Origin of the sequence: Microbacterium sp. A8/3-1 (genome assembly GCF_040267695.1) — a bacterium.
GTDB lineage: Bacteria > Actinomycetota > Actinomycetes > Actinomycetales > Microbacteriaceae > Microbacterium > Microbacterium luteolum.
Genome location: NZ_CP158357.1, coordinates 1,492,505 through 1,518,681, shown reverse-complemented (window position 1 = coordinate 1,518,681; position 26,177 = coordinate 1,492,505). Strand labels below are relative to the sequence as shown.

23 protein-coding genes are annotated in these 26,177 nt (G+C 65.6%); 18 read left to right on the top strand and 5 right to left on the bottom strand.

Going from position 1 to position 26,177, the window contains the following annotated elements; translation table 11 throughout:
* The first annotated feature begins 242 nt into the window (after positions 1–242).
* The 5 genes from ABS642_RS07570 to ABS642_RS07550 all read left to right on the top strand — a co-directional run bounded on the left by ABS642_RS07570 (position 243) and on the right by ABS642_RS07550 (position 5,612).
* On the top strand, positions 243–1,976 hold the full coding sequence (locus tag ABS642_RS07570; protein ID WP_350352834.1) for an ABC transporter ATP-binding protein: 1,734 nt from the start codon (positions 243–245) through the stop codon (positions 1,974–1,976).
* Positions 1,973–3,736 (top strand): ABC transporter ATP-binding protein, encoded by a 1,764-nt coding sequence (locus ABS642_RS07565; RefSeq protein ID WP_350352833.1) that lies wholly within the window; start codon positions 1,973–1,975, stop codon positions 3,734–3,736. The genes ABS642_RS07570 and ABS642_RS07565 overlap by 4 nt, the downstream gene beginning before the upstream one ends.
* A gap of 58 nt (positions 3,737–3,794) precedes the next feature.
* Positions 3,795–4,019, top strand: coding sequence for an acyl carrier protein (locus tag ABS642_RS07560; RefSeq protein ID WP_350352832.1), 225 nt, complete (start codon positions 3,795–3,797; stop codon positions 4,017–4,019).
* A 110-nt stretch (positions 4,020–4,129) separates the two neighbouring features.
* Complete coding sequence (locus ABS642_RS07555) at positions 4,130–5,029, top strand: hypothetical protein (RefSeq protein WP_350352831.1); 900 nt, start codon at positions 4,130–4,132, stop codon at positions 5,027–5,029.
* Entirely contained in the window at positions 5,022–5,612 is a 591-nt protein-coding gene (locus ABS642_RS07550; protein ID WP_350352830.1) for a hypothetical protein, read from the top strand. The genes ABS642_RS07555 and ABS642_RS07550 overlap by 8 nt, the downstream gene beginning before the upstream one ends.
* Before the next feature lie 157 nt (positions 5,613–5,769).
* On the opposite strand, the gene ABS642_RS07545 is transcribed toward ABS642_RS07550, so the two are convergent.
* Positions 5,770–7,431 (bottom strand): hypothetical protein, encoded by a 1,662-nt coding sequence (locus ABS642_RS07545; protein WP_350352829.1) that lies wholly within the window; start codon positions 7,429–7,431, stop codon positions 5,770–5,772.
* Between the two features lie 1,332 nt (positions 7,432–8,763).
* On the opposite strand from ABS642_RS07545, the gene ABS642_RS07540 reads away from it, so the two are divergent.
* Complete coding sequence (locus ABS642_RS07540; RefSeq protein WP_350352828.1) at positions 8,764–9,324, top strand: HD domain-containing protein; 561 nt, start codon at positions 8,764–8,766, stop codon at positions 9,322–9,324.
* Here the strand turns inward: ABS642_RS07540 and ABS642_RS07535 are convergent.
* The gene (locus tag ABS642_RS07535) at positions 9,321–9,791 is read right to left on the bottom strand and encodes an NUDIX domain-containing protein (protein ID WP_350352827.1); all 471 of its coding nucleotides are present in this window, start codon (positions 9,789–9,791) and stop codon (positions 9,321–9,323) included. The genes ABS642_RS07540 and ABS642_RS07535 overlap by 4 nt on opposite strands.
* 24 nt (positions 9,792–9,815) lie before the next feature.
* A complete protein-coding gene (locus ABS642_RS07530) occupies positions 9,816–10,472 on the bottom strand; it encodes a hypothetical protein (RefSeq protein ID WP_350352826.1) in 657 nt (218 codons plus the stop codon).
* A gap of 389 nt (positions 10,473–10,861) precedes the next feature.
* Here ABS642_RS07530 and ABS642_RS07525 point away from each other — a divergent pair, with 389 nt between their 5' ends.
* The 4 genes from ABS642_RS07525 (at position 10,862) to ABS642_RS07510 (ending at position 15,209) form a co-directional block, all read left to right on the top strand.
* Positions 10,862–11,191, top strand: a complete 330-nt coding sequence (locus ABS642_RS07525; RefSeq protein ID WP_350352825.1) for a hypothetical protein — start codon at positions 10,862–10,864, stop codon at positions 11,189–11,191.
* A gap of 94 nt (positions 11,192–11,285) precedes the next feature.
* The gene (locus ABS642_RS07520) at positions 11,286–12,752 is read left to right on the top strand and encodes an FtsK/SpoIIIE domain-containing protein (RefSeq protein WP_350352824.1); all 1,467 of its coding nucleotides are present in this window, start codon (positions 11,286–11,288) and stop codon (positions 12,750–12,752) included.
* A gap of 33 nt (positions 12,753–12,785) precedes the next feature.
* Positions 12,786–14,087 (top strand): replication initiator, encoded by a 1,302-nt coding sequence (locus ABS642_RS07515; RefSeq protein WP_350352823.1) that lies wholly within the window; start codon positions 12,786–12,788, stop codon positions 14,085–14,087.
* A gap of 231 nt (positions 14,088–14,318) precedes the next feature.
* Complete coding sequence (locus tag ABS642_RS07510) at positions 14,319–15,209, top strand: hypothetical protein (protein ID WP_350352822.1); 891 nt, start codon at positions 14,319–14,321, stop codon at positions 15,207–15,209.
* Positions 15,210–15,251: 42 nt separating this feature from the next.
* Here ABS642_RS07510 and ABS642_RS07505 read toward each other — a convergent pair whose 3' ends face one another.
* Positions 15,252–16,682, bottom strand: coding sequence for a recombinase family protein (locus tag ABS642_RS07505; RefSeq protein WP_350352821.1), 1,431 nt, complete (start codon positions 16,680–16,682; stop codon positions 15,252–15,254).
* A 32-nt stretch (positions 16,683–16,714) separates the two neighbouring features.
* Here ABS642_RS07505 and ABS642_RS07500 point away from each other — a divergent pair, with 32 nt between their 5' ends.
* From ABS642_RS07500 to ABS642_RS07465, 8 genes are all read left to right on the top strand, one after another.
* Positions 16,715–16,882: a hypothetical protein gene (locus ABS642_RS07500; RefSeq protein WP_350352820.1), complete on the top strand. Its 168-nt coding sequence runs from the start codon at positions 16,715–16,717 to the stop codon at positions 16,880–16,882.
* Positions 16,883–17,094: 212 nt separating this feature from the next.
* Positions 17,095–18,624 carry an ABC transporter substrate-binding protein gene (locus ABS642_RS07495; protein ID WP_350352819.1) on the top strand — a complete coding sequence of 510 codons (1,530 nt, stop codon included), beginning with the start codon at positions 17,095–17,097 and terminating at the stop codon, positions 18,622–18,624.
* A gap of 66 nt (positions 18,625–18,690) precedes the next feature.
* Complete coding sequence (locus ABS642_RS07490; protein ID WP_282214066.1) at positions 18,691–19,632, top strand: ABC transporter permease; 942 nt, start codon at positions 18,691–18,693, stop codon at positions 19,630–19,632.
* On the top strand, positions 19,629–21,431 hold the full coding sequence (locus ABS642_RS07485) for a dipeptide/oligopeptide/nickel ABC transporter permease/ATP-binding protein (protein WP_350352818.1): 1,803 nt from the start codon (positions 19,629–19,631) through the stop codon (positions 21,429–21,431). The genes ABS642_RS07490 and ABS642_RS07485 overlap by 4 nt, the downstream gene beginning before the upstream one ends.
* Positions 21,428–22,261, top strand: a complete 834-nt coding sequence (locus ABS642_RS07480; protein WP_350352817.1) for an ATP-binding cassette domain-containing protein — start codon at positions 21,428–21,430, stop codon at positions 22,259–22,261. Before ABS642_RS07485 ends, ABS642_RS07480 begins: the two co-directional genes overlap by 4 nt.
* Positions 22,262–22,308: 47 nt before the next feature.
* A complete protein-coding gene (locus tag ABS642_RS07475; protein WP_350352816.1) occupies positions 22,309–22,896 on the top strand; it encodes a TetR/AcrR family transcriptional regulator in 588 nt (195 codons plus the stop codon).
* A gap of 34 nt (positions 22,897–22,930) precedes the next feature.
* On the top strand, positions 22,931–23,629 hold the full coding sequence (locus tag ABS642_RS07470; RefSeq protein WP_350352815.1) for an alpha/beta fold hydrolase: 699 nt from the start codon (positions 22,931–22,933) through the stop codon (positions 23,627–23,629).
* A gap of 71 nt (positions 23,630–23,700) precedes the next feature.
* Entirely contained in the window at positions 23,701–24,690 is a 990-nt protein-coding gene (locus ABS642_RS07465; RefSeq protein WP_350352814.1) for a methyltransferase dimerization domain-containing protein, read from the top strand.
* A gap of 130 nt (positions 24,691–24,820) precedes the next feature.
* Here the strand turns inward: ABS642_RS07465 and ABS642_RS07460 are convergent, their stop codons facing one another.
* The gene (locus ABS642_RS07460) at positions 24,821–26,164 is read right to left on the bottom strand and encodes an amidohydrolase family protein (protein WP_350352813.1); all 1,344 of its coding nucleotides are present in this window, start codon (positions 26,162–26,164) and stop codon (positions 24,821–24,823) included.
* Between the last annotated feature and the right edge of the window lie 13 nt (positions 26,165–26,177).

Here is a 26,177-nt window from a genome sequence, read left to right as displayed (position 1 = left end):
ATCAAGGCTTTCCTCATCTTTCCTCCCCGAGGTGATGTACAATCTCCCACACGGCATTGAAATCGATTACAAGCGGGTAACCGTGGATGCGGGGAGACGACGAGGTGCCAACTCGAGAGGCTTTGCAAGCTACTGACGATCCACGATGGTCAGTTGGCTCCCTGTCGCCGTCGGGTATCCGCGCGCTAATCGAGGAACGCCGCGAGCTCTATCGGCTGCTGCTCCGCGCCCAGCCTGTCCCAGTGGCACTCTTCGCGGCGGCGAACCTGTTAGCGATCTCGCTCCCTATCGCATCAGCACTGGCGGCTGGATGGCTTGTCGGCGCAGTCACTCGCGAGCGACCGGCGGCTTTGCTCGCTCCGGTCGTAGCCTTTGGAGCGCTTGTGGTGGCTCGCCAACTTCTCGAGCCGTTCCAGGATGTGGCGCGTCTCTGTGTTGCCCGGAACATCGATTCCAACGTCCGCTCGAGCCTGCGAAGAATCTCGCTAGGAATCGCGGATCGGCGCGATGCGGAGACCCCTCAGCTTCTTGAGGACATTGGGCGCGCGTCCGATCAGAATCAGTCAGGGAGCACAAGGACACCGGGATCTGCTTCAGTTGGACAGGCGATGTTGACCTTCCGCGTGATCGGCGGTGCCGGGGCGGCCATCGTCGTCGCAGGCTTTTTCCCATTGCTTGGCATAGGACTCTTCGCAGTGTCGTTGGTGATCAGAGTGATCGTTCGCCGACAGTGGATGTGGCTGTCTTCTCTCGACGACTCCTCCGGGCCAGGGCTGGCTCGAACCCGCTACCTCGCCGATCTAATCACCTCGACGGCGGCTGCCAAGGAGACCCGCGTCTTCGCACTTGGGGATTGGCTCAGAACCCGCTGGCACGACATTGCTTGGAGGCGCGAGGAGCGGATGGCAGCAACCAAGTCCGTCGTACTAAATCGGCAAGGATTGACGATTCTGCTCGGAGCGGGTTCGGCCTTCGCCTTCTACGTAACGCCCGGGCTCGCGGTTGTGAGCGGCACCCTTTCGACGCAGGATCTAGTCAGAGTAGTCGTCGCGGCCTTCGCGGTGTCCGAACTTTCGGCGATGGGATTTGAGGCCTGGGACATCGACTACGGGCGCGACGCTGTTTCCGCGCTCCGTCGTGTCGAGTCACGACCCCTCGCGAGCACTGCGCCGCACCCCACTCCGCCACGAGGTGGCGCCGGCGTTCCTATCTCCCTCGAGAACGTGTCGTTTGCCTTTGACCTGTCCCGACCGGTGCTTCGTGGCGTGGACCTCTACATCGCCCCAAACGAGATCGTCGGGCTGGTGGGACGCAACGGCGCGGGGAAGTCGACACTCGTCAAGGTTCTCACCGGCCTGTATCCGACCGACGCGGGTCAAATAGTTGTGGATGGAATGTCGCGCGACCAGAATGCGGACTGGCTTCAGCAGTTCGCCGTGGTCCAACAAGGCTTCGTGCACTATCCGGGTTCCGTGCGGTCGAACGTACGCCTGGGTGCCCCCGAACTAAGTGACACGGACGACGAGGGCGTATGGATGGCACTCGAACGGGCCGGTCTCCGCACCGAGATCGAACGTCTGCCGGATGGTCTCGACACTTCGCTTTGGTCGCAGCGCGGTGGGAGCGAGGACCTCTCTGGAGGCCAATGGCAGCGGCTGGCGCTGGCGCGGGCCCTGTTCAGCCTGGCGCATGGCCGCCGGGTACTCATCCTCGACGAGCCCACCTCGCAACTCGATGCCCCCAGCGAAGCTAGGTTCTTCCAGGACGTGATCTCGGCCGTACGCGACCGGACCGTGATCCTGATCTCGCACCGGCTCTCGACGATAAGACATGCCGACCGGATCCATTTCCTTGCTGACGGCGTAGTTCGCGAAAGCGGCACCCACGACGAACTCGTCTCACGTGAGGGTGAGTACTCCCGCTTGTTCGCGCTACAGGCGTCGAGGTTCGGCAACGACGCGGTTGGCGGGCAATGACAGGGACAGTCCGCACGATCGGGGACCTCTGGCTCCGTAGCCGCCGAGAGCGCCCGGCGCTGTCCAGCGCTCTCTTGGTCCTCATCCCCATTGTTTATCTCGGAAACACCCTGGTCGCTCTAGCCACGCGCGCGGTGGTAGATAGCGCCTCCATCGAGCACTCGGCGGGGGGAGTTCTCATCGCCGCGGGGATATCCGGAGTTGCCGTGGCTGTGAGCTCCGCGCTCGGCCGAATGGTCTTCGGATTCGAAGCAGCCGTCTCCGCTCGCGCATCTCTGCGACTCGAGGAGGAAACACTCGAGCGAGCGGGCCGGATCGCGACCGTGGATCTGTGCGGACGCCCGGATGTGCTCGATGCCGTCACAGCGCTGCGACATGCTCCGCTGTCGCTGGCGGCGTATCCCTGGCGTCTTCTGCAGACGGGGTCGGCGGTGGTCAATCTCGGTCTAACCATCCTCGTCCTCGTGTTTGTGAGCCCGTGGCTATGGATTCTGGCCGTCGCGGGCGCCATCCCGATCGCGACCACCGCGATTGGAGCACGCCTGATTCGCGGCGCCGACGAATTTGCCGTGGAAGCCCAGCGCCGCGAGGAGCGCATACATGAACTCGCATTCGGAACTCTGAGCTCCCACGAGTTCGTAATCGCCGGAGCTACGACGACGATCGATGACGACGCACGAAGCGCGTGGCTCTTCGCCACGCTGACTAAAGCCAGCGGTCGTCTCAAGGGAGGCTTAGTGCAGGCCATCGGCTGGGTCACATTTGGCATCATCATCGCGGGGGTCCTCCTGCTCGCGAGCGGCTACTTCGGCGGTGCCGTCGGAGTCTCCTATGGGGATGCGGCGATGATCGTAGTCTTGGCCGCCGGGTTGCAGGGCCAGCTCGCTGCGACACTCGGCGGATTCGGAGACCTCGCGACAGGCGCCAGCCTCGCCCGGCGCTTCGCCTACCTCGGCGAGCTTGGCTCCGACATTGCGCCGGGTTCCGCTGTCCAGATCGAGAATGAGATCCGATTCGAATCCGTCTCATTCCGATACCCCGGATCCGGGCGATGGGCGCTACGGGACGTGTCCGTAACCATCCCGGCCGGATCGGTTGTCGGCGTAGTTGGCTTCAACGGCGCAGGGAAGTCAACTTTTACCAATCTATTGCTCGGTCTCGTTGAGCCGACCACCGGCGACGTCCTAATCGACGGGATGAGCGCCTCGACGCTCCGCCGGCCTTCTGCGACGGCGGCATCCTTCCAGGACTTTCTCAAGCCAAAATTCACGCTTCAGGACGCCGTCGGAATCGGCGATTTGACGAGAATCCACGATCCAGATCGGGTCCTCTATGCACTCAACCGGGCGAAAGCCGGCGATCTCGTCGGAGATCTACCGCGTGGCCTCGAGACCCAGTTGGGAGCAGAGTTCAACGGCGTGGAACTCTCCGAAGGACAGTGGCAGCGGCTCGCGATCGCACGCGGTCTAATGAACCCGCGACCGCTCGTTCGGGTGTTCGACGAGCCGACCTCGGCGCTCGACCCTCAGACCGAGCATGAGGTCTTCGCCGATTTCGCCCGCGATGCCCAAACTGAAGGAGACACGTTCGGGACTGTATCGGTCCTTGTCTCACACCGCTTCTCAACAGTGACGATGGCGAAGTTCATCATTGTACTGGAGTCGGGAAGAATCACCGCAACCGGGACACATCATGATCTGCTCTCACAGAACGGGGAATACAGCAAGATGTTCGAAGCCCAAAGATCAGGATACCGGTAACCGTTATGGTTACTCCTCTAAGAACCTTCACAGTCCAACCCAAATTGATGAGCAGGCCATGAGTGAGCAAATACTAGATGTGTTGCGTGAGGAGATTGGATTAATTTGCGAGGTCAACGCAAGTGAAGAGTCCACCCTATTTGACCTGGGCGCCGATTCCCTCGTCATCGTCGAGCTCTGGGCTCGCCTTGAAGTACGACTCGAGCGCCCGATCGACATCAGTGAGCTGCTCGGTGGGCGCAATCTCGCCTCGATTGCACGGATGCTGGAAGGTTCACCATGACAAGCCGGACGTATTCCCACAGGCGCATCGAGGCGCTAGGTCTCAACAGATCCTTGCTGCGTGAGATTGACACGCAGGTTTCCCGTCTTGGGCGGGACGAGTCATGCATCATGAGCGGCTCCCTCGTCGAAGGCTTCGGAAACGCAAATTCAGACATTGACCTCCATATCATTCACGCCGGAGAGAGCCCTCGGGTCGCATCAGCGATCGGCCTGAGGGTAGGTATGTACGTCGACTGCGAATATGTCTCCGAAGGATCGCTGGGCGCGCTCGCCGAGCAAATGACCTCGATCGTCGGGGATCGGCGCAGTCGTTCGAGCCTGGAGAACGTTATTCGCTACTACCGGCTCGCCACAGGAATCCCACTCGTGGTGAGCCAGTCCGCCAGCCGAGCGTTAGAGCCCTTCACCGCGTCGACTGCCTGCAAGGTCTCCGCCGACTTCGCGCGTGCACGTTTTCGCGACTGCCTGGCACGAGCTTGGCTCGCCTGCGCACTCGAGCACGACCGAGCCGCGAGGATGCTGCTCCGTGAAGCGGACAGCTGGCTCGCCGCCGCGCGGCTCGCGGACGACGGGGAAGGCTACCCCTCCAACAAGTGGAACGGCGAGAAGGCCGCGCGTAGGTACGGCCGAGGTAGCGTTCGGTTCATCGAAGTGATGGGCTACCTCAACTACTCGGAACCGGACGTCGGCAAGGCGATCGCGCGTCGGCGGGAGCTGATCGCGGATGTGTCCGAATCGCCGCTGGTTGAGCTATCGCTCGCGCCGGCTGTCACGCTACTGGAATCAGCTGCGGGAACTGTCGTGACGACACCGCATCGGACCGTCAAGACCCTCAGCCAGGAGATGAGCACACTGCTGGTGGGGCTCGCCGGTGGCGACTCCTGGAGAGCGGCTACTGACACCCGTGCCGGTGAACTGGGTTTGATTCCTGAGTACTATCGGATCGCCATTGGCGCGGACGCGGCTGAATTGCGCCGCGTGGGTATCCTCGAGGTCTCCGGTGAGTGACTTCGGAACGCCCGTGCACACGTGGCTCGGGGCGCAGAAGCGACGCAGCGATCTCCTCCAGGTGACCATGAGTCTCGGCTTCGATCTCGATGGCGCCCTCGAAGCCGGCCAGTGGGAGCTCGCCTGGTACACCCGACAGACTCTGCTCGAGTTCAGTCTGCGCCTGTTTCTTCAGGAACGAGGCGCCGAGCTTGATGAACTCACGGAATGCGCCGGGGCGTTCGAGACGCTGAATCCAGCGCTCGCAGACGAGGTGTGGGGGTTGCTGTTGGAGGATATGCCCAGCAACCAGAGCGCGGTGCAGGATCGGATCGATGCGGCGCTTCGATTCATTGGAGGCCGGCTCAGGCTGCCGGATGACAGGCCCACCATGATCGCTGCATGGGCCGATTCGGTCAAGTTGCTCCGCGACGTCGCGTCATCGATCGGTCTCGCGAATCAGGACGACTGGTACCTCTCGGCCAATGACTCAGACGACTGGTATCAGGAGATCAGGAAACTTCTCGATACCCAGTACGGTTTTGCAGCATCCTCTGGATCGTACGCGAGAACATTAGGGATTCAGAACAACGACAAAGGATAGCGTCAGTGCGATTCGACACGCGAGACTCCACTCTCGCTGATGACGAAGCAGACCTGACCTGCAACATTCGCACGGTAAATAACGTCTCCCTCAACGAATCGACGCCCAACTGCCGCTGAGGATCACTCGTTCGCGCCGCGAGCTTAGTTGCGTGGCGTCAAGTTAGAACGGGCTCAAGATCCCCAAGATCGAGATACCTCGAAACCGCTTGTAGACTCCGCCCGTGCAGAAAGTCGCTCGGCCAGCAAAGATAGCCATGGTTACGCATGGCCAACGACACGCGGCCGAGTTGAAGGTACTCGCCTCCTTGGGCGAAGAAGGTCTCCGTGGCGTCTGCCTCTCCCCTCGCCTCCGCGACAGCTGCGAGCAGAGCCTCTAGTGATGCCGGTGACGAGGGACTCGGACCAGTAATGACAGATTCTGCGGACTGATAGGACAATTCATCCGCGCATACCACCCTTGGATCTATCGAGCAGCGTTCGACCAAAGAGGCCAAAAAGTCCGACTCTGATAGGCTCCCCTTGACTCTGGCGCCAATCACGCCGCCCTGGACTGAAAGACTGACGTCTCTCACGCCGGGAATGCTCGAGTAGCAGGATTCAAGCTCGGCCACTCGAACGAGTGAAGATGGCCGTGATACCCATAGATTACCCAACTCGGTTCGCGCAACAGGCATCTCTCCGGTTAAAAGTGCGTCGATGACGCGATCCATTAGCCGGCGGGTTGCGTGAGCGTCGAATGCTCGCGAGGATGCCTCTATCGCGAGCTGAGTAGATCCTCCAGTAACTCGGCAAACCATGCGAACGAGGGGATCCGGGACGGCGCCGACCCGCTCATGGCGGTCACGCCGGATAACATCTCCAACTGCGTCGTGAGCGATATCGACGAAGTTAAACACCGACTCCAACCGCAAATTCACTCGTCGCGTCTGTGCAACCGAATTCAGGATGCGGGCAATGTGCGACTCGGCTAGAACTCCTGATCGAAAGCCACGAAGAATTGGCCCGCTAACTTCGGTTGCGAGCACACCGATACTTGATGCATGCGCCACGTGAACTGCGATTGGTATGCCGCTTACTAGATTTGCTGCGACGTTTCGACGTGCTCCCATGCGGTTATGCATCATATTTATGATGCCGACTGTTTCCGCTCCCGTCATGGAGGAAAGAGCGGCCGCATATGAGGCGAGAACATAGGCTGACGACAAGACGCCGAGTTGAGAGGCTTTGCGCGCAATCAGTCGCCCTAGCGGCTGTGAGGTGTAGATCTCATAGTAGTATTTTCCGTCTGTATCGGGGTGGTCAGGTACACCAGGGAAGATTGTGTTAGGGAATGCCCCATAGCCTTCCTCGAAGAAGCGATCGGCTGAGGAGTAATCCTCATCGTCTTCCAGATCCCGAAGTTTACGAATTCCGCTGATTGGAGTGCCTATCCCTCCTTCGAGACAGGCGCATATCTCCTTTTTAAGGAGGTCAACACCGGCTAGGTCAACAAGCATGTGAGATATCACGAGTGAAACTGAGTCGACGAGGCCGCTTTTGTTTATCGACAAAATGAACCTGTATGGATGTGGCACGGTAGTGTCGAACGCTGTGCCGTAGAGTTCGGCGAGAGTGTCAGAAACAGAGGCAGCAGGAACAACGGTAACCGGCATTTTCAGTAAGTCTGGTTCATGAATGTATTGTTGAGGCTTCTCGAGCTGAGTGGAAAAGAAGGTTCTTAATGTGTCGACACGTATGTAGACGTCCTCGAGGGCTGCGTAAACGTCCTCGACGCTCAAGTGCGCGATTGAAACGGTAAATCCCACGACGTCCGACATTTTTGTAGGTGGGCTGGGGAACGAATTGGCCCAGTACCATTCTTGCTCTACGAGCAGAGGAAGTTCAATGCGGCGGGGTGGGGCCTCTTCTCTTGGCAACGGTCTTCCCTTCTAAGATCCGTTCCTCCGTTGCGCTCAGGATGACACCTCAAACAAAGGTGGCGGGCGCTGAGACGGTACTTGCGTACAGACTGCTATCAGCTTCAAGGTATTGTCAAGGCGAAGCTCCCCAGCTGCGGCCTGCCTGTCCTCCCGACGAGCATTCCGTGACCCGATACGGGCTAGCGAGGTCCTTGGTGCTGCGTTTCCGGCGCGGTTGGGCACGTTGCCCCCGCAACTGCCTAAATATCGATTCCACATTTCCGATCGCCACGACAGAACCTTCTTGCGTGAGGCCGCGCTGTCTGCGCCGGCCTTCAGGATTTCAATGTGCGGTCCGCGACTCTCGCCTCGACCACCGTCGGTCCAGGTCTCGAGTTGCTCGGGAGAGCGGGGGATCCCAAGGGCGTGGATATGACCGCATCACGCCACGTGGGTTGCCCGCTTAGGGTGCCCTCATTACTGCCCTCATTGTCTTCTCTTCTGCGGTCCGTTATCAGCGTCTAAGCGACAGCGGACCCAGTATGTGTGCATATGCGGGTACGGCGGACCGGTCGGGGATACTCGAGTTGCAGTCGGGGGGCAGTCGGAAGCGAGACATGACGTCAGCAACGCCAACGCGGAAACGTGGACACGTCGCGATGTCGTGCGATTGACACCTCATCGCATGTTCCGACATCTCGCGCGACGGTCGCATGTCTTCCGTGCGCCAGTCGATGTCGTCCAGGTGTTGCTACGGGACCTGGTGTCGATCCCGGGAGCCATCGTCGAGCATCACGCCGATCTGCGCCAAGATCGTCCCTGTGCCCTTGCTGCGTTGGATGACGGCAATCCCGATCTGGTCCTCGACTAAGTAAGGGAATTTTGGACACGACCGGGTGAGGAGCTGCGGAGCAGGTAGTCGTTGGCTTCACCTCCCGTGTGGGGAGGGTGGCGCGTGGAGCGGAGCGGAGCGCGACACCTGACCCTTACCTTTGCTGAGTGCAGATCAGATCCTCTTCCCTCTCTTCTCATTCGGGTCGTCGTGATGTGCCCTGTCATTGGTTCCGCGGTCCACCGGTCAGATCCCAGGTATAGCTGAGGGCAACATCCGCGGAGCGGGTGGCGGCAGCCTCGGGTGTCACGTCAGGGCAGGGGCTCTGCTGCGGATCGCCGTTCGGGGTTGGCGTCATCGTGACGCCGGTGGAGCCACGAGCCTTGGCCGTGTCGACTGGTCGCCGTAGGGTGGTAGGGATGGTTCGTGATCTGGTGGTGCGTGCGCGTTCAGTTTCGCAGGCGTGTCTCGTCGCGTTGCCGCGTCGGTGGGCTCATGTTCAGGGTGTGGCGGCGGCGGGAGCGAGGGTTGCGCCGCTGGTGGATGCGAAGCGTGCGGATGAGATCGTGGCCGCTTGCTGGTTGCACGACGTCGGGTATGCGTCCGAGATCGCCGAGACGGGGTTCCACCCGGTGGATGGCGCCCGTTTCGCCCAGCGCGTCGGGTTCCCGCCGCTGGTGGTGTCGTTGATCGCGTTCCACACGGGCGCGGCCGGGGAGGCAGCGGAGCGCGGCCTGTCAGGGGACTTGGCGCAATTCGATGCGCCTCCTTCTGAGGTGCTGGACGTGGTCACGTTCGCGGACATGACGACGGCAGTAGACGGGGCCCCGGTCGATGCGGAGGCCCGGGTGGCGGAGATTCTCTCCAGGTATGGGGTGGGTGATCCGGTCCACCGTGCGGTGTCGGTTTCGGCCCCGGGGTTGCTGGCGAGTGTCGGACGGGTGCAGGCCCGGTTGGCGGCGGCGGGCGCGTCGGGTTAGCCGAGGTATGGGGTCGGTTCTCCGGCGAGGTAGTGGTCGATGCGAAGCCGCATGCTGGGGTGCATTTTTAGGCCTTGGATGTCGTTGGGGTGCACCCATTGCAGGTCGGTGGATTCGTCGTCGTGGGCGAGGGTGCCGCCGAGGAGGCGTGTGGCGTAGCAGAGGGAGAATTGCTGGCGGACTTCTCCGTCGCTGTATTGGATGACGTGGTGTGGGTTGGTGTAGACGCCGATGAGGCCGGCGATTTCGACGTCGAGGCCGGTTTCTTCGCGGACTTCACGGATGGCGCAGTCTTCGATGGATTCTCCGAGTTCCATGCCACCGCCGGGGAGCGCCCAGAGCCCGTTGTCGACCCGGTGCACGAGCAGGATTCTGCCGTCCTCGTCGGTGACGACAGCGGTGGTAGAGGGGACGACGCTGTTCGCAGCGGGTGCGTCAGGGCTGTTGTAGTGGTCGATGCGTGCCATAGCGGGGCCTGCTTCCTCCGGAAACTAGTGGGGGTGGGGGACGACCGGGGTACCGGTAGCCCAGACGTGTTCGAAGGTGTCAGCGTACTTGCCGAACAACGTCTCGTGGGCGTCGCGGGTGAGCTCGAACACGGGGTTGTCTCCGGCGGGTTGCCGGTAGATGTGGTGATTCGCGTAGACGGCATCGTCGGCGAAGAACATCGACGTGTACAAGGGTGTTCCGTGCATACGGACTTCCACGCCGTCGAGGCGGGCCACGGGGATCAGCCGCGTCAGTGTCATTTGGCAACGCGCGGCGAGTGCGAGGCCGATGCCTTCTTCAACGCCGCGGGCGTGGACGGCGGCTGAGGCGGGGTCGCCGACCGCGAACCGAATGCGAACGCCCCGGGCCGCCGCGTCGTCGATGATGCGAGTGAACTGGGGGACGGCGTCGAAGAGGAACGTGCCCCCGTACACGAGCACATCGATGCGTTCCCGAGTGTTGGTGAACACTTCTCGCCACATCGCAGACGGAATCTCAGTCCGGGCGGGGAACACCCGGGATACGACTGTGGGGGCGTCCAGACCTGGGCGCACCCCGGTGAACGGCCACAGGTCTGTGACCGGTACACCGAGGGCGTCGGCGAGCAGCTGGGCGGTGTCGGGTCGTGGGGTCCGGTGCCCGTCCATGGCGGTGCGCACGGTGCGGGGGTCTACTCCGGCGCGTCCTGCGAGGGAGAGGGGGTTGTCGCCCTGGGCGCGCATGCGGTCGCGTAAGAAGCGGCCATGGTCATCGATCGGGGAGCGGCCTCCGGTGGTCCCTTGGGTCATGCCGTGCTTCCTGTCTGCACCGCCGCATCAGTTGTCGGCGGTGTCCACTGCGCGGTCGTGCGTTGACCACCATTCTGCAACATCGCATCGTCGGCCGTGCAGGTTGTCGAATCAGGCCTGCTCCCGCTGACATCCGTTGGCGCAGCGATGTTGCTGAGTTCTGCGCCCGTTTTGTCTGTCCCGTGCCGGTCTTGCGGTGTGTTCTGTTCCTCGTTCCCGCCGTCTGGTGGAACGACCGAACACGACCGAAAGCAGACATCATGCGTTTGAACATCATTACCGCGGGGGTTCAGTTCCTCGCAACCCGGCTGCCGGAGCAGCGCACCGACCGGGACACCGGAGCGGTCCGTATCGACAAGGAGACCGGTCTTCCCCTGTTCCAGGTGCAGGTAGCTGCACTGGACTCCTCGGGCGGTGAGGTCCTCGCCGTGACCGTCCCGGGCCAGCCGTCTGGGATCACGGTCGGGGCTGCGGTGAGCATCGAGGGGCTGTACGCGATCCCGTGGTCCCAGGGCGACCGATCCGGCGTCGCCTACCGCGCAACTGCCATTCGCGGTGCCGACAGCCGCCCGGGCAAGTCCACTGACTAGCTCCCATCTGCACCCTTGGGGTCGATCGCGTGTCGTCGTCGACCCCAAGGGGCGCATCCCCGCTTTCCTATCGCTTCTGAAAGGAGCCGTCCTGATGGCTCGCACAACACCTTCAACCACCCCGCCGGACAACACCGACACCGCCTCCGACGTCCTCACCGGGCTTGCCCTCGCCGCCTGGCATGTTCTGCGCTGGTCGGTGATCGTGACGTGGTGGGCCGTGCTCTTCCCAATGGTGACCTTTCCCGCCGTCCTTACCGCGTGGGCGTGGATCGCATACGGGTGGCAGGCCGGAATCGCCGCAGCCCTTCTCAGCTTGGCCGTCTTGACGACCTGGCGGTTCACCCACCCCTCCTCCTTCCGTGCCGCGATCCCCGCCCGCATCCGGGCTCGCTTCCGTCGCTATCAGCACCGACGGCAGTGGGCGTCGGTATGTGCTCTGAACGGTCTAGCACCAGTTCTGGATGGGGTTCCAATCATCCCGAGGCTGCGGAAGGTCCGCATCCACCCGGACACCGACGTCCTGCTGGTGGAGCTGGTGGTCGGGCAGACGCTCACAGACTGGTCCCGACGCTGCGATGCCCTCGCACACGGGTGGCGCGTCTCTGCCGTCACCGCCACCAGCGCCACCCCCGGCCAGGTCACCCTCACCATCCGCACCCGAGATCGCCTAGCCACACCCATCCCGCTCCCCACGCCCAAGGCCGGGGTGGACCTCGACGCGGTGCCGATCGGACGCACCGACGACGGGGACACCTGGCGGGTGCGCATCGCGGGTAGGCACCTGCTCGTCGCAGGAGCCACGGGCGCCGGGAAAGGGTCCGTCGTGTGGTCGATCCTCACCGGTCTCGCCCCGGCGGTGCAGACAGGCTTGGTCCGGTTGTGGGTGATCGACCCGAAAGGCGGGATGGAGTTCGGGTCAGCGACCGCCCTCTTCGACCGGTTCGTGCACACCACCGGCCCCGACACGGTGCAACTGCTCCGCGACGCCGCCGAACTGGTGCGCGACCGCGCCGACCGGTACCGAGGTCACGCCCGCGCACACACCGCCACGACCGCGGAGCCGCAGGTGGTGATCGTGATTGACGAGCTCGCGTCGTTGACCGCCTACGAGACCGACCGGAAGGCCGCCACCGAGACCACACAGTTGTTGTCGCTGGTGCTGTCGCAGGGGCGCGCCGTCGGTGTGTCCGTGATTGCCGCCGCCCAGGACCCCTCAAAAGAGGTCCTCAGCATGCGGCAACTGTTCCCCACTCGGATCGGACTGCGCCTCACCGAAGCGACCCAGGTGGACATGGCCCTCGGTCAGGGTGCCCGTGCCGCCGGCGCCCTCTGCGATCAAATCCCCGACGCGCTGCCCGGTGTCGGCTACCAGATCGAGGACGGCACCGCACAGCCCATCCGGGTCCGCGCCTTCCACGTCACCGATACCGACATTGACACCGTGGTCGCGGGCTACACGATCCCGGGCGCTGCACGGCCCCAACCAGATACTGACCAGCCGGGCACGAGCGCATCAGATGCCGGCGACCCGTCGGCGTACCCGACTCCCGGCTTCTGACCGGCACGCACCCGACTGAGAGAGGAGTTGGTCATGGCGACCGTGAATCCGCTCGGACCCCTCACCCCGGACACCCTGGACGGGCTGATCGCCGCCGCCACCTCCACGGAGTACGAGACATGGTGGGGGCGGGTGCGGTCCTCCGGGTACTGCGCCCACCCCATCCATCTCACCCGCACCCAGGGCGGCCAGACCACCACCCTCTACGCACGCTGCGAGAACCGCCGTGAAACCGCCTGCCCCGCGTGTTCCGACCTCTACGCCCTCGACACCTGGCACATTGTCACCGGCGGCCTCACCCCTGACCGCATGACCGACGCCACTGCTCTCTTCCTCACCCTCACCGCCCCGTCCTTTGGCACCGTCCACACCCACCGTCCGGACGCCTCCAGAGGGAAGGTCCCGTGCCACCCCGGGCCTCCCTCGCTCTGCACGCACGGGGCATCGTCCGTGTGCACAACCTCCCATGTACCGGGGGACCCGCTGCTGGGCAGCCCATTGTGCGCTGCGTGCTACGACTACGAGACCCACGCGCTGACCACTTGGTGGTTCCCCGCCCTGTGGAACCGATACGTCCGCACCCTGCGCCGCCTCGTCACTCGCCACATCCCCGGGGCGACCGTGTCGTTCGTGAAAGTCATGGAAATGCAGGCCCGCCTCGCCCCGCACTACCACGCCATCCTCCGCGCGAACAGCGACACCGGGACCGGCATCGCCGGCGAGGCTCTCGCCGCCCTCGCGACCCTCGCCGCCTCCACCACACGCCTCGACATACCCACCCCAGGCGGCACCACCACCCTCCGATTCGGAACGCAGACCGACACGCAACCCCTCCCCGACGGCAAGGACACCCGCCGGGTCGCCGGATACCTCGCAAAGTACGTCACAAAGACCATCACCGCCACGCCTCTACCGGCCCGCATCCCGGCCGCGAGCATCGGGCTCCTCCCAGTCGGCGAGCACCACAAGCAGATCATGCGCACCCTCGCCCGACTCGCCACCGCCCTCCCCAACGAATACGCGGACATGGCCGACCGGCTGGCGACGCTCGGATGGCGGGGCCACACGACCACGAAGTCCCGCACCTTCTCGACGACGATGACCGCGCAGAAACAGCACCGTGCAGCCTGGCGCGCCGCCCACGCCGCTCCCGGCGATGCTCCGGAGCACGATGAGACAGAGGGCGCAGCGGAGTGGGAGTACCAGCGGGCCGGTCACAAGACCGCCGGGCACCGCTACCTCGCCGTCACAGCCGCCCTCACCCGCCGAGAACGGCTCCGCACCGCCCACACCATCACCGACATCGCCCCCGAAGCGCCGAGGACACGGGCATGACGGGCCACACTTACAGTCCCGAACTCATCGCCTGGGTGAGGCGCACCACCACCGCTCAGAACCTCCCCGAACACCTCCACCCAGATACCGTCATCCACCGACTCGGCGCGCTCCTCGACACCGCTTCCGCCCCCAACGCATCACCTTCCGTTCGCTCGGCGTGAGAACAGGTGCAATCGAATGTCCATGCGGTTGTGCATACTTGGCGCACCGGAGAACTCAGGGGGAATGATGTCGAAGACCGTGAAGTACCAGAAAGCTCGCATCCGGACCGTCTCCGCGTCAGGGGGCGTGGAGTGGATCGCCGTGCTCCCCAAAGACATCACCGACACCCCGACGAAAGGGGATCTTCTCTGCGTCGGCTGTCCGGCGCTGATGAAGCACACCTCATCGTTCACCCGCCGAACCGGTACCGAAGTCCCCGCCTACCTGAGTCTGTACCCCCACGCGGAGCACGCGCCGGACTGCACTCTCAACATCGAAACCCTGCACAAGGCGCTCCAAAACACCGCCCCGGACACAATCGCCATTGAGGACAAGATCCTCTACCTGCACCTGCCCGATGAAGAACGCCTCGCGAACCGGCAAAGCACTCGCCGTCGTCTCGATCACCGCGGCAGTCAGGACCGGTGGACGGCGACCCTGAACTCCGCGGCAGCCATCGCCCGTTTCCTCACCCAATACGACGATCCCGGTGACCTGCTCAACCGGATCATGATCCGCTACCGGGACCACCGCGGCGGCATCTCCGTCATGTTCTGGGCCGACTTCTGCTTCCCCGCTCGCTCACCCCACGCGCTCAAGCATCTGCGCCGGCTTCAACGCGACGGCGACAAAACCCCACCCGTCGCCGTCATCTTCCCCGCCAAAGAGCCCACACTGACCAACACCGTCCGCACCATGCGCGTCGACACGTTCACCCGTCCACTCCCGGAGAAGCCGGATCACAAGCTGTTCCTCAGCATCTCCGAACCCCTCAATCCGGACCGGAACCACCTCACCCACCTCACCGCCGGAACCGTCCTCGCCCTCGGCCACGCCACATACTTCGACTGGTCGGCCAAACCGGTCACGGAACTCTGCATCACCATCGACCACCGTTGGCAACTCGCCGCCCTCTAAACCGCCGATCGCGCCGCGGCGGGTCCCGTGCATGCCACGCTGTCAGGCGGCCCAATGAGGCTGAACACGGTCGGGGTCGAAGTTGCCACGCCCGCGCGTTCCCGGAGCGATGGTCGCGGAGGGAAGGATAGCCCGTACGATCGCATGCTGCCGGTCCAGCGAGTATGTGTCCCACCGATCCCGGATGAGCGTACCCTGGCCGACCAAGCTGTCAAGCGTGTCCCTCGTCGCGAGGGACTCCAACACCCTGCCCGCCTCCGCGGCTTTCGCTTCCGCGATGGGGCGGGCGGCCAAGTACTCCGCCTTGCTGATGTCCCCGGCGGCGAACATCTCCGCCACATCTGTCAACCGCCGCTGCGCCGCCCCCAGCGCGGCTACCGCGTCGGCATGCCGCGCGTCCGTCACCCCGCGACCCTCCAGCGCCACCGCGACCTCTGGGGTGTCCAGCCTGTACAGTGCGGCCTCTGTGATCCACGACTCCACCGGGACTGCGGAAACCGTCAGTTTCCCGCACCCGCCGTGATCGGGGCCCGACTGGCACACATACCGGCGCTCCACCCCACCCGCGGGCGTCTTGCGCGCCGCCGAGAACAACCGGCCTTCGCACTTCCCGCACCGCAACAACCCCGACAACAGGTACCGTTGCGGGGCCCTCCTCCCCGCCCTCTTCCTCGACGCGAACACCGCCAAGATTCGCTCGCGCACCTCCCGGCTGATGATCGGGTCCCACGCGGCCTCCCCGGCCACTTCGCCATGATGGTCGCGGAGCCCCGCGATCCTCCCCGCCATCAACAGCGTTCGCAGCGTCGTCGTCCGCCACGTGTCCGCACGCCCCGACGTGGGGATGCCCTCCTCGTTCAACCACGCCACCAGCGAACGCAACGGCTCACCCTGTATGAACCGGTCCGCGACCGTTCGGATGATCTGCGCCTCAGTCTCCCGCACCGTCACCTTGTCGTCCTCATACCCGAACGGACGCGCCGCCCCACCATTCGGCTTCCCCGCCGCAACATTCTGCTCAACCTTCCGCAGAATCCGCGCCCGCTTCCGCGCCGACTCATTCGCCGCGACCGCCGCCGTAATCCGCGCCACCAACATCCCGTTATCATTCCCGAACGAGATATCGCTCGTCACCGTAACGAGCTGGTCTACACCGTGCCGCTGGCACACCTCCACAAACCGCTCAAACTCACCCGGACGCCTGGTCAGCCGATCCTGGTGATACACCACCACCGCGCCCACCCGACCCGCCTCAATGTCGGCGATCATCCGAGAGAACTCGGGACGCTCTCTCCCACCCGTGAACGCCGATATGTCGTTGTCAACGTACGTGTCGAACACCACCCAGCCCCGCTCCGCCACCAGGCGCATGCAATCCTCAACCTGTCGGGCAACACCCAACCCCTCACCCGACCGATCCGCAGAAATCCGCGCATACACCGCCACGGGACGCACGACAGCTTCATTTCTCATAAAGGTCAGACTACCAACTGACCGACAACGGGGTGCTGCTCTGCGAGACCTGCCACCACCGCATCCACGACAACGGATGGGACATCCACATCGACGGCACCGGGACCACCGCCCGGGTCTGGTTCACCCCACCCCGCTACATCGATCCCGCCCGCACACCGCGCCTGGGTGGGCGGGCGCGATTCGACATCGCCGCCTGAGTGGCACAGCGGTGGCAGGTCTGCGCGCTCGGACAAGCCGTGTGCGCGACCGGGCATGGCGGATGCCGAGACCGGCCACTCATGCCCTTGCGCTCTTTTTCCACGCATGTAGACTAACCAGCACGACACATCGAAGTGGCGTCGGATCCGGCTCTCCGGCCAGCGGCTCTTCGAACCCTTCTTCACCCTCCCTGCATCCGAGAGAAGGAACCATGAAACGAATGCCCCTCGCGCTTGCCGCGGCAGTGGCCGCGGCCCTCGCGCTCACCAGCTGCAGCGGCGGAACGTCTCCGTCACCGTCCGACGGCAGCGGCGCCGAAGGACCCGACGCTCTCAACATCGGCAACTTCCTCGACGTCACCTCCTGGGATCCGTCGCTCGCCGACATCGGCTTCGACGGTCCCTACCTCTCCGCGGTCTACGACGCGCTGATCGCACTCGACGCGGACGGAGCGCCCATCCCGTCGCTCGCGACCGAATGGACCGTCGCCGACGACGATCTGAGCATCGACCTCGACATCCGGACCGACGCGGTGTTCAGCGACGGAACCCCGGTCGACGCAGACGCCGTCGTGAAGAGCCTCGAGTATCTCAAGGCCGGCCCGCGCTCCGGCGAGGCGTACCTCAACGTCGCCTCGTTCGAGAAGGTCGACGACGACACGATCAGCATCCGGCTCACGCAGCGCGACGACACGATCCTGTACCTGATGGGCCTCGGCCGCAGCTACGTGATGTCGCCGGCGTCCATCGAAGCGGGCACTCTCGGCAAGGAGCCGATCGGCTCCGGCCCGTACGTGCTCGACAGCACCACGAGCATCGCCGGCGCGGAGTACCACTTCACCAAGACCGCTGACTATTGGGATGCCGAGACGTACCCGTTCTCCGAGCTGTCGATCTTCCCGATCACCGACGCCACCGCCCGTCACAACGCGATGCTCAGCGGCCAGATCAACGTCCAGTACGGGGATGTGGCGAATCTCGAGCAGGCGGAGCAGCAGGGGTGGAACGTCGCCCAGCGCGTGTCCGGCTGGGCGGGCCTCGTGATCACGGATCACACCGGTGCCAAGAGCGAGCCCCTCGGCAAGCTCGAGGTGCGCCAGGCCCTCAACTACGCCTTCGACGGCGCCGCGGTCCTCGCCGCCGTCGGCAGCGGTGCGGGAGTCGCCACCAACCAGGTCTTCCCCGACGGCGGTGACATCAACGATCCGGCGCTGAACGAGACCTACGCGTACAACATGGACAAGGCCAAGGAGCTGCTGGCAGACGCCGGCTACCCCGACGGCTTCGCGATCTCGATGCCCATGTCGCCGATCTTCGAGATGTGGAAGCCATCCGCCGAGCAGGCGCTCAAGGAGCTCGGGGTCACGGTGACCTGGGACAACATGCAGATGCCGGACTACCAGCTGAACGCGCCGAACTATCCGATGTTCATCTCCTTCCTCGCGATGGACGGGAACGACGTCGCGACGGTGGCTCGACAGGTCACCAGCGTGCAGTGGTTCAACCCCGAGCCCGACTACGCCAAGAACGACGTCATCGCTCCGCTCGTCGAGAAGGTGCAGACCGAACGCGGCGACGCGCAGACCGCGGCAATCGAAGAGCTGAACAAGGCCCTCGTCGATCAGGCGTGGTGGTCGGTCTGGTATCAGGCGAACAACACCTACTACACGGCGACCGGCATCCAGCTGCAGCCGGTCGTGGGGATGATGTTCCCGACACTGCGCTATATCTCCCAGGGCTGAAACCCACCGGGGCGGTCGCGACACCGACCGCCCCGGCATCCTTCCCCTCCGACCCGAGAGGTCCCCATGCTCCTGTTCACGGCGAAGCGCGTGCTGTCCGGTCTGGTTCTGCTCATCGCGGTCTCGATCGGCACCTTCTTCCTCGCCCACCTCGCGATCAGCGATCCGACGGCATCGCTCCTCGGCACCACGGCGAGCCCGGCGCAGCAGGCCGCGCTCGCCGAGAAGATCGGGCTCGACCGTCCGCTGCTCGTGCAGTTCTGGGACTGGCTCTCGCAGGCGGCGCAGCTCGATTTCGGCGTCTCCTGGCGCAACTTCCAACCGGTCTCCGAGCAGCTCGCCGTCAAGGTCCCGGTGACCCTCTCGGTGGTCACGTTCGCGACCCTCATCACTGCGGTGATCGGCGTCGCCTTCGGGATGATCACCGGTCTCCGACCCGGCACCTGGTTCGACAGGGGGATCAAGGGGATCTCCGTCGTGCTCTTCGCCCTCCCCGGCTTCTGGGTGAGCCTCGTGCTGGTGATGTGGCTGGCCGTCCAGCTCAAGTGGTTCCCGGCCGTCGGCTACGTCCCGCCGACGCAGTCCGTCGACGGGTGGCTCCGTTCGATCACGCTGCCTGCCATCTCGCTCGCCCTCGGCGGCATCGTCGCCGTCGCCGAGCAGCTCCGCAACGCAGTGATCGCGCAGAGCCGGCAGGACTGGGTCCGAACCCTCCGCAGTCGCGGCCTGTCGTCCGCCAGGGTCAACCTGCACATCCTGCGCAACGCCTCGCCCGCCGCCCTCACGGTGATCGCCCTGATGTTCGTCGGGCTGCTCTCCGGCGCGATCGTGGTCGAGCAGATCTTCAGTCTCCCGGGTCTCGGGCAGCTCACCAACCAGTCCTCGCAGAACGGCGACATCCCGATGCTGCTCGGCATCACCGTGATCTCGATCGTCTTCGTCGTCCTCATCAACCTCCTGCTCGACCTCGTGCTCGGCTGGATCAACCCGAAGGTGCGCGTCGCATGACCACGACAGACATCCGCGTCGCCTTCGACAGGGCGGCCCAGAAGCGCCGGTCCGGCCTGTTCCGCCGCTTCCTCCGCCACCCCGGGGGCTGGATCCCGCTGGCGATCTTCGCGGCCGTCGTGCTGGTCGGGGTCCTCGCCCCGCTCCTCGCGCCCATGGATCCGAACTTCGTCGACCTCGCCGCAGCGAAGGCCGCGCCGGGCCCGGAACACCTCCTCGGCGGGGACTCGACCGGACGCGACATCCTGTCCCGGCTCATCTACGGCACCCGCACCACACTGTGGGGGGCGCTCATCACGGTCGTCACCGCGCTCGTGCTCGGCGTGCCGACCGGCGTCGCGGCCGGCTACTTCGGTGGCTTCTTCGATCGCGTCGCGACGTGGATCAGCGATGCGCTGCAGTCGATCCCGGGCATGATCATCCTGCTGGTGGTCGCCGCGGGCAGCCGCAACAACTTCGAGGTGCTCATGGCCACCGTCGGCGTGTTCATGGTGCCCGGCTACTTCCGCATCTCGCGCTCGCAGACGCTCGCGGTGCGGGGCGAGCCCTACATCGACGCCGCCCGTGTCTCGGGACTGTCGGATGCGCGCATCATCTTCCGCCACGTGATCAAGGCCGTCTACCCGCCCGTGATCATCCAGACGGCGCTCACCGCCGGCATCGCGATGGGTATGCAGGCCGGGCTCCAGTTCCTCGGCATCGGCGACTCGAACGTCCCCAGCTGGGGCGCGATGATGCTCGAGGGCTTCCGGCTCATGCTCACCTACCCGCTCATGCTGCTCTGGCCGTCGGCCGCGCTCGGGCTGACCATCGCGGTGCTGGCCATCATGGGGTCGACCCTCGCGGAACTCGTGCAGGTACGCACCCCACGGGCGTCGCGTCGGAAGGCGGATGCCGTCGCCGCTGCGCCATCGACCCCGGCCACGGGCAGCGCCCAGCACGAAGCCGCGCACGCCGCGCTCCGCATCGACAACCTCCGCGTCGCGCACGCGACGCCGAACGGAGAGACCGAGGTCGTGCACGGTGTCACCCTCGACATCGCGCCGGGCGAGGTCGTCGGGATCGTGGGGGAGTCCGGGTCCGGCAAGTCGCAGACCGTGTTCTCTGTGCTCGACCTGCTGCCCTCGACAGGACGCGCGACGGCCGACGCGATCTGGGTGGGCGGCAAGGACGTCAGCCGTGCGACCGGGAAGCAGCGCCACGCATTGCTCGGGCGAGAGATCGGGTACGTGCCGCAGGAGCCGATGAGCAACCTCGACCCGTCCTACACGATCGGCCACCAGCTCATCGAGCCGCTCCGGCGGACCCATGGCCTGAGCCGGGCAGAGGCGAAGGAGCGCGCTCGAGCCATGCTCGTCCGTGTCGGGCTCACCGATCCGGCCCGCGTCCTGCGCAGCTACCCCCACCAGATCTCCGGTGGCATGGCCCAGCGTGTCCTGATCGCCGGTGCGATCGCGGGAAAGCCCTCGCTGCTCGTGGCCGACGAGCCGACGACCGCGCTCGACGTCACCGTGCAGGCCGAGGTGCTCGAGCTTCTGCGCGAACTGCAGGCGGAGTACGGGATGGCGCTGCTCATCGTGACCCACAACTTCGGCGTCGTGGCCGACATCTGCGATCGCGTCATCGTGATGCGCGACGGCGAGATCGTCGAAGCCGGCCCGGTCGACGACCTCTTCGCGACACCAGCCGCCGACTACACGCGCGCACTCATCTCGGCGTCGCTCGACGATGTCGCCGGTCGCGCCGAACTCGACCGCGCCGTGGGCCCGGCCGTGCAGACCACGGAGGTGACGGCATGACCGCGCTGCTCGAAGTGAACGATCTCGTCGTCGACTACGGCCACGGACGCCGTGCCTTCCGTGCTCTCGACGGCATCTCGCTCGATATCGCGCCGGGCGAATGCCTGGGGCTCGTCGGCGAGTCCGGATCGGGGAAGTCGACCCTCGGCAAGGCCATCCTGGGACTCGCGCCGGTCACCAGCGGCAGCATCCGGTTCGAAGGGCAGGAGATCAGCGGTCTCGGCCGCCGGGCCCGGCGTCGACTCGCCGATGACGTGCAGGTGGTCTTCCAGGACCCGTACGGATCGTTGAATCCGGCGATGACCATCGGCGACATCCTCGCCGAGCCCCTCCTCACCACCGGCATCGGGGCGAAGGCGGCCGAGTCGAAGGTGCGGGAGATGCTCGACCGTGTGCGGCTGCCCGAATCGGTCATGGACCGCTACCCGAGCGAATTCTCCGGCGGACAGCGCCAGCGGATCGCGATCGCCCGGGCGCTGGTGCGCGGTCCGCGCCTCATCGTGTGCGACGAGCCGGTGAGCGCTCTCGACCTCACGACGCAGGCGACGATCCTCGACCTGTTCATCGAGCTGCAGCGAGACACCGGCGTCGCGTATCTCTTCGTGTCCCACGACCTCGGCGTCGTCCGCCGCGTCTGCCACCGGGTCGCGGTGATGTACCGCGGCGAGATCGTGGAGATCGGCGACGGGGAGCAGGTGACGCGATCGCCGCAGCATCCGTACTCCGAGCGGCTGCGCCTGGCCTCGCCGGTCGCCGACCCCGTCGCTCAGCGCGAACGACGTGCCGGGTGGCTCGCTCTCCGGGAGGTGCGCGATGCGGCGGTACGGTAGCTCCAGGCCGGATCATCGCGTCGTCCACGACCGGCCGGAAGGACTCCATGCCGAAGATCATCGATCACGACCAGCGTCGACGGGACATCGTCGAGGTGGCGAAGAGCATCATCCTCAAGGGTGGCTTCGAAGCGGCGACGATGCGCAGCATCGCCGCCGAGGCGGGCTTCGCCAACGGAGCGTTGAAGCATTACTTCCCCGGCAAGGAGAGCATCGTCGCCGCGACCTTCGAGACGATCCTGCAGCAGATGTCGGAGGGCGTTCAGGCCGCAGGCGAGGAGCCGACGACGGCGGATGCCGCGCTGCGGGGATTCCTGGAGGCCACGATCCCGCGCGATCAGGCACAGATCGCCGCGGGTCGGGTGCTGCTCGCCCTGTGGGAGTACGCGATGGCGAACGAGTCGCTCGCGGACCTGTACCGGAGCCACCTCGCTGCCTGGCGGGGGTCACTCATCGAGCGGATGGAAGCCGCGCGCGACGAGGGCGCGATCCTCGACCAGGACTTCGGCGCCCGAGCGAACGAGTATATCTCGGTCGCGGTCGGAGCGACCGTCATCAACCTGATGTACCCGGACGGCGAACGCATCGCCGACTACGAGACCTATATCGACCAGTTCCTGGCGCGACTCCGCTGACGGCGACGCGCCCGATCCGAGAGGACGGCGCGCCGTGACCATCTCCCTGCACGCCGACCGACACCGCGGCTCCGGCCGGCCTGTCGTCTTCCTCCATGGCCTCGCGTCGCGCGGGAAGCAGGATTGGCCGGATGCAGAGTGGGCGGGGGTCTTCGCCGATCGTCCGCGGGTCGTGATCGACCTCCCCGCGCATGGCCGAAGCCCTGCGACAGGGATTGCGCCCACATCGGCGGTGATCGATGCGCTTGCGCTCGCGGTCGGGGATCAGGAGATCGACCTCGTCGGCTACTCGCTCGGGGCACGTCTCGCCTGGGGTCTGGCGCAGCATCCTTCCGTGCAGGTGCGACGCCTGGTGCTCGGCGGGCTCAGTGCCGCGGAGCCGTTCGGTCATCTCGACCTTGCGGCAGCGAGGGCAGCGATCGGCGGCGGACCCGCCCCGCAGGACCCGCTCACGGCGATGATCGTGCACATGGTGTCGTCGCCCGGAGCCCGGCCGGCGCAGCTGCTCGATCTGATCGAGGGACTGGCCGCAGAGCCGTTCGCGCCCGAGGCGCGCGGCCCGGAGATGCCGGTGCTCCTGGTCGGAGGCGTGCACGACACGATGTCCGACGGCATCGACGCGCTCGCCGCGCTGCTGCCGGACGCGCGAGCGATGCGGGTCCCCGGCGACCATGTCACGGCTCTGCACACCACCGAGTTCCGCACCGCCGTGCAGAGCTTCCTGACGGCCTAGCGCCGACGCTCCATCTCCCAGACGCAGACACACGCAGCACAACTGCGGATCACCCCAGGAAAGGCAGAACCATGACGACCACCTCCACCCCCGATGCCGCGCGCATCCTCGACATCGCGACCGGCTACATGGCCTCGAAGCAGCTCTTCGAAGCCAGCCGCATCGGGCTCTTCGCCGCGATCGCCGACGGCGCCGACACCGTCGAGGAGATCGCCGTGCGCAGCGGTGTGAGTGAGCGCATCGCCCGCATCCTCGCCGACGCGATGGCGGCGAAAGGCCTGCTCGTGCGCACCGATGCGCGCTACACCGTGGCTGACGACGCCGCGGCGTACCTCACCGGTGCCGATTCGCAGGTCGACCTCGCTCCCTTCCTCACCTTCCTCGGCGAGATCAGCTATCCGCACTGGCTGCAGTTCGGCCACACGGTCGACACCACAGAACCCGGTGACCTGCAGATGGACGACCCGCGCTGGGCGACGTTCATGGCCGGCGTCATGACGTACAACCGTCTCCATGCGCAGGAATTCGGGCGACACCTCGACCTGGCCGGCGCCACCCGAGCGCTCGACTTCGGTGGACTCTCTGCCGAGTTCGCCCTCTCGGTGATGGCGAAGAACCCCGGGCTGCACACCACGTTCGTCTACGCCCCGGGGTTCGAAGACGGGATCGCCGAAGCGGTGGAGGCCGCAGGCGTCACCGATCGCACGGCCGTCGAGGTCGGCGACACCGCCACGGCGACGCCGCAGGGCGAGTACGACCTGGTCTATGCGAACCACGTGATCCACCGCTTCAGCGCGGAGGAGAACGCCCAGATCTTCCGCAATCTGCGGGCGGCCGCGGTGGACGGCGCGACTCTGACGGTGCTTGACTTCTTCCTCGATGACGATGTCGACCAGCGCGGCATCGACGCCCTGCACGCGGGGGAGTACCTCGTGATCGACGGCACCATCGTGTATCCCGAGGCGCAGGTGCGCGGATGGCTGAACGACGCCGGATGGAAGGTGCGCGACAAGGTCGCGCTCCCCGGCAGCCCGCGGGTGCTGCTGGCCGCCGCGGTATGAGCTCTGCCCCGGCGCCCGCTCATGCGGCGCCGGGGCAGGGACTGGTCCGAGGGGGATCAGAGGCGGGCGGCATGCGTGAACATGCCGCCCGCCGTTTCCGTCCCTCGAACGTGCTCAGTCCCGAACCTGCTCAGTCCCGAGCGAAGACCGTCCGGCCGTCGACGATCGTGCGCGCGACTTCGGCGGAGGAGAACGCGCGACCCGGCTCGAGCGGGTCCTCGTCGAGGATCGTGAGGTCCGCGACCTTGCCGGTCTCGAGGGAGCCCTTCCACGTCAGAGCGCCGTCCTGACGCGCCGCGTCCACGGTCATCGTCCGCAGCAGCGCCCGACGCGTGCGGGCAGCGTCCGGAGTTCCGGCCGCGGCGAGCAGGTCGAGCGAGGCATCGAGGCCTCGCCGCCAGTCCGGCGTGGCGATCGGGGCGTCGCTCGTGATCGTGGTCAGCACGCCGGAGGCGAGCATCTCCGCCAGCGGCCAGGCGGTCGCGAGCCGTTCCGCGCCGAGCTGAGCGCGGGCCCAACTGTGCGTGTGCGCGGCGATCAGCGGCTGCACGGCGAACCCCGCCCCCAGCCGCCGCATGCGCTCGATCTGCTCGAGGGTCGCGAGGTCGCCGTGCACCACATAGTGCGGCGCGGGAGGTGCCGGGTGCCCGCTGGACCGCTCGAGCACCCGTACGAACTCCGTGATCGAACGGTCGCCCGTGGCATGCACCGCGATCTGCAGTCCGAGCGATGCCGCGAGTTCCAGCATCCGTTGGAAGGCGGAGAGCGGGTCGTGGCCGCCACGCGTGAGCAGGCCGCCGGTCGTGCCGTCGGTGTACGGCTCGTCGACCCACGCCGTCGCCATGGGCGGGATGCCGTCGGCGAAGATCTTCACGCCGGTGATCGCCAACCAGCCAGGGTCGGTCGCCGGAACGGGTGTGCGGATGCCGCGCTCGAAGTCGTCGAGCCTGCTCTCGCCGTCGATGGTGCCGAACAGCCGGAGCATCGTCACCCGCGAGGTCTGCGCCCCGGCGCGGTGCAGATCGATGTAGGTCGAGAGCATGTCGGTGCCGAAGCATCCGGTCTCGCCGTCGTCTTCGCCTGGTCCGATGCCCGGCTCCGTATAGCTGGTGATCCCGAGTTCGGCGAGCAGCCGCCACGCCTGCTGCAGAGCGGCGCGGCGTTCGGCGGCCGTCGACACCAGCCGCCCGGACGGCTGCTGCTCCGGCGGGGTGTCGGAGAAGAACAGGTGCGGCCAGCGGGCTCCGAGCCAGGCGGCATGCAGGTGCGCGTCGTTGATGCCGGGGATGGCGGTGCGCCCGTCGAGCTCGATCGTCTCGCGGGCTCCCATCGCTTCGGCATCCGCGTCCGTCGCGACGATCCGTCCGCCGCGCACCGCGACGGCGCTGGCGAGGGTGTCGGCGGAATCGAAGGTGTGCACGCGTCCGCCGCGGATGATCAGGTCGGCGCCGTCGCCGTAAGGATCTTCACTCATTATTCCACCAGTG

Bases quoted from the DNA above. Each gene is read 5' to 3' on its own strand.
- ABS642_RS07485 (WP_350352818.1), top strand. From the start codon at position 19,629: ATGACCACGACAGACATCCGCGTCGCCTTCGACAGGGCGGCCCAGAAG.
- ABS642_RS07490 (WP_282214066.1), top strand. From the start codon at position 18,691: ATGCTCCTGTTCACGGCGAAGCGCGTGCTGTCCGGTCTGGTTCTGCTC.
- ABS642_RS07475 (WP_350352816.1), top strand. From the start codon at position 22,309: ATGCCGAAGATCATCGATCACGACCAGCGTCGACGGGACATCGTCGAG.
- ABS642_RS07560 (WP_350352832.1), top strand. From the start codon at position 3,795: ATGAGTGAGCAAATACTAGATGTGTTGCGTGAGGAGATTGGATTAATT.
- ABS642_RS07480 (WP_350352817.1), top strand. From the start codon at position 21,428: ATGACCGCGCTGCTCGAAGTGAACGATCTCGTCGTCGACTACGGCCAC.
- ABS642_RS07495 (WP_350352819.1), top strand. From the start codon at position 17,095: ATGAAACGAATGCCCCTCGCGCTTGCCGCGGCAGTGGCCGCGGCCCTC.
- ABS642_RS07545 (WP_350352829.1), bottom strand. From the start codon at position 7,431: ATGTCGGACGTCGTGGGATTTACCGTTTCAATCGCGCACTTGAGCGTC.
- ABS642_RS07535 (WP_350352827.1), bottom strand. From the start codon at position 9,791: ATGGCACGCATCGACCACTACAACAGCCCTGACGCACCCGCTGCGAAC.
- ABS642_RS07505 (WP_350352821.1), bottom strand. From the start codon at position 16,682: ATGAGAAATGAAGCTGTCGTGCGTCCCGTGGCGGTGTATGCGCGGATT.
- ABS642_RS07555 (WP_350352831.1), top strand. From the start codon at position 4,130: ATGAGCGGCTCCCTCGTCGAAGGCTTCGGAAACGCAAATTCAGACATT.
- ABS642_RS07540 (WP_350352828.1), top strand. From the start codon at position 8,764: ATGGTTCGTGATCTGGTGGTGCGTGCGCGTTCAGTTTCGCAGGCGTGT.
- ABS642_RS07510 (WP_350352822.1), top strand. From the start codon at position 14,319: ATGTCGAAGACCGTGAAGTACCAGAAAGCTCGCATCCGGACCGTCTCC.
- ABS642_RS07460 (WP_350352813.1), bottom strand. From the start codon at position 26,164: ATGAGTGAAGATCCTTACGGCGACGGCGCCGACCTGATCATCCGCGGC.
- ABS642_RS07465 (WP_350352814.1), top strand. From the start codon at position 23,701: ATGACGACCACCTCCACCCCCGATGCCGCGCGCATCCTCGACATCGCG.
- ABS642_RS07565 (WP_350352833.1), top strand. From the start codon at position 1,973: ATGACAGGGACAGTCCGCACGATCGGGGACCTCTGGCTCCGTAGCCGC.
- ABS642_RS07520 (WP_350352824.1), top strand. From the start codon at position 11,286: ATGGCTCGCACAACACCTTCAACCACCCCGCCGGACAACACCGACACC.
- ABS642_RS07515 (WP_350352823.1), top strand. From the start codon at position 12,786: ATGGCGACCGTGAATCCGCTCGGACCCCTCACCCCGGACACCCTGGAC.
- ABS642_RS07525 (WP_350352825.1), top strand. From the start codon at position 10,862: ATGCGTTTGAACATCATTACCGCGGGGGTTCAGTTCCTCGCAACCCGG.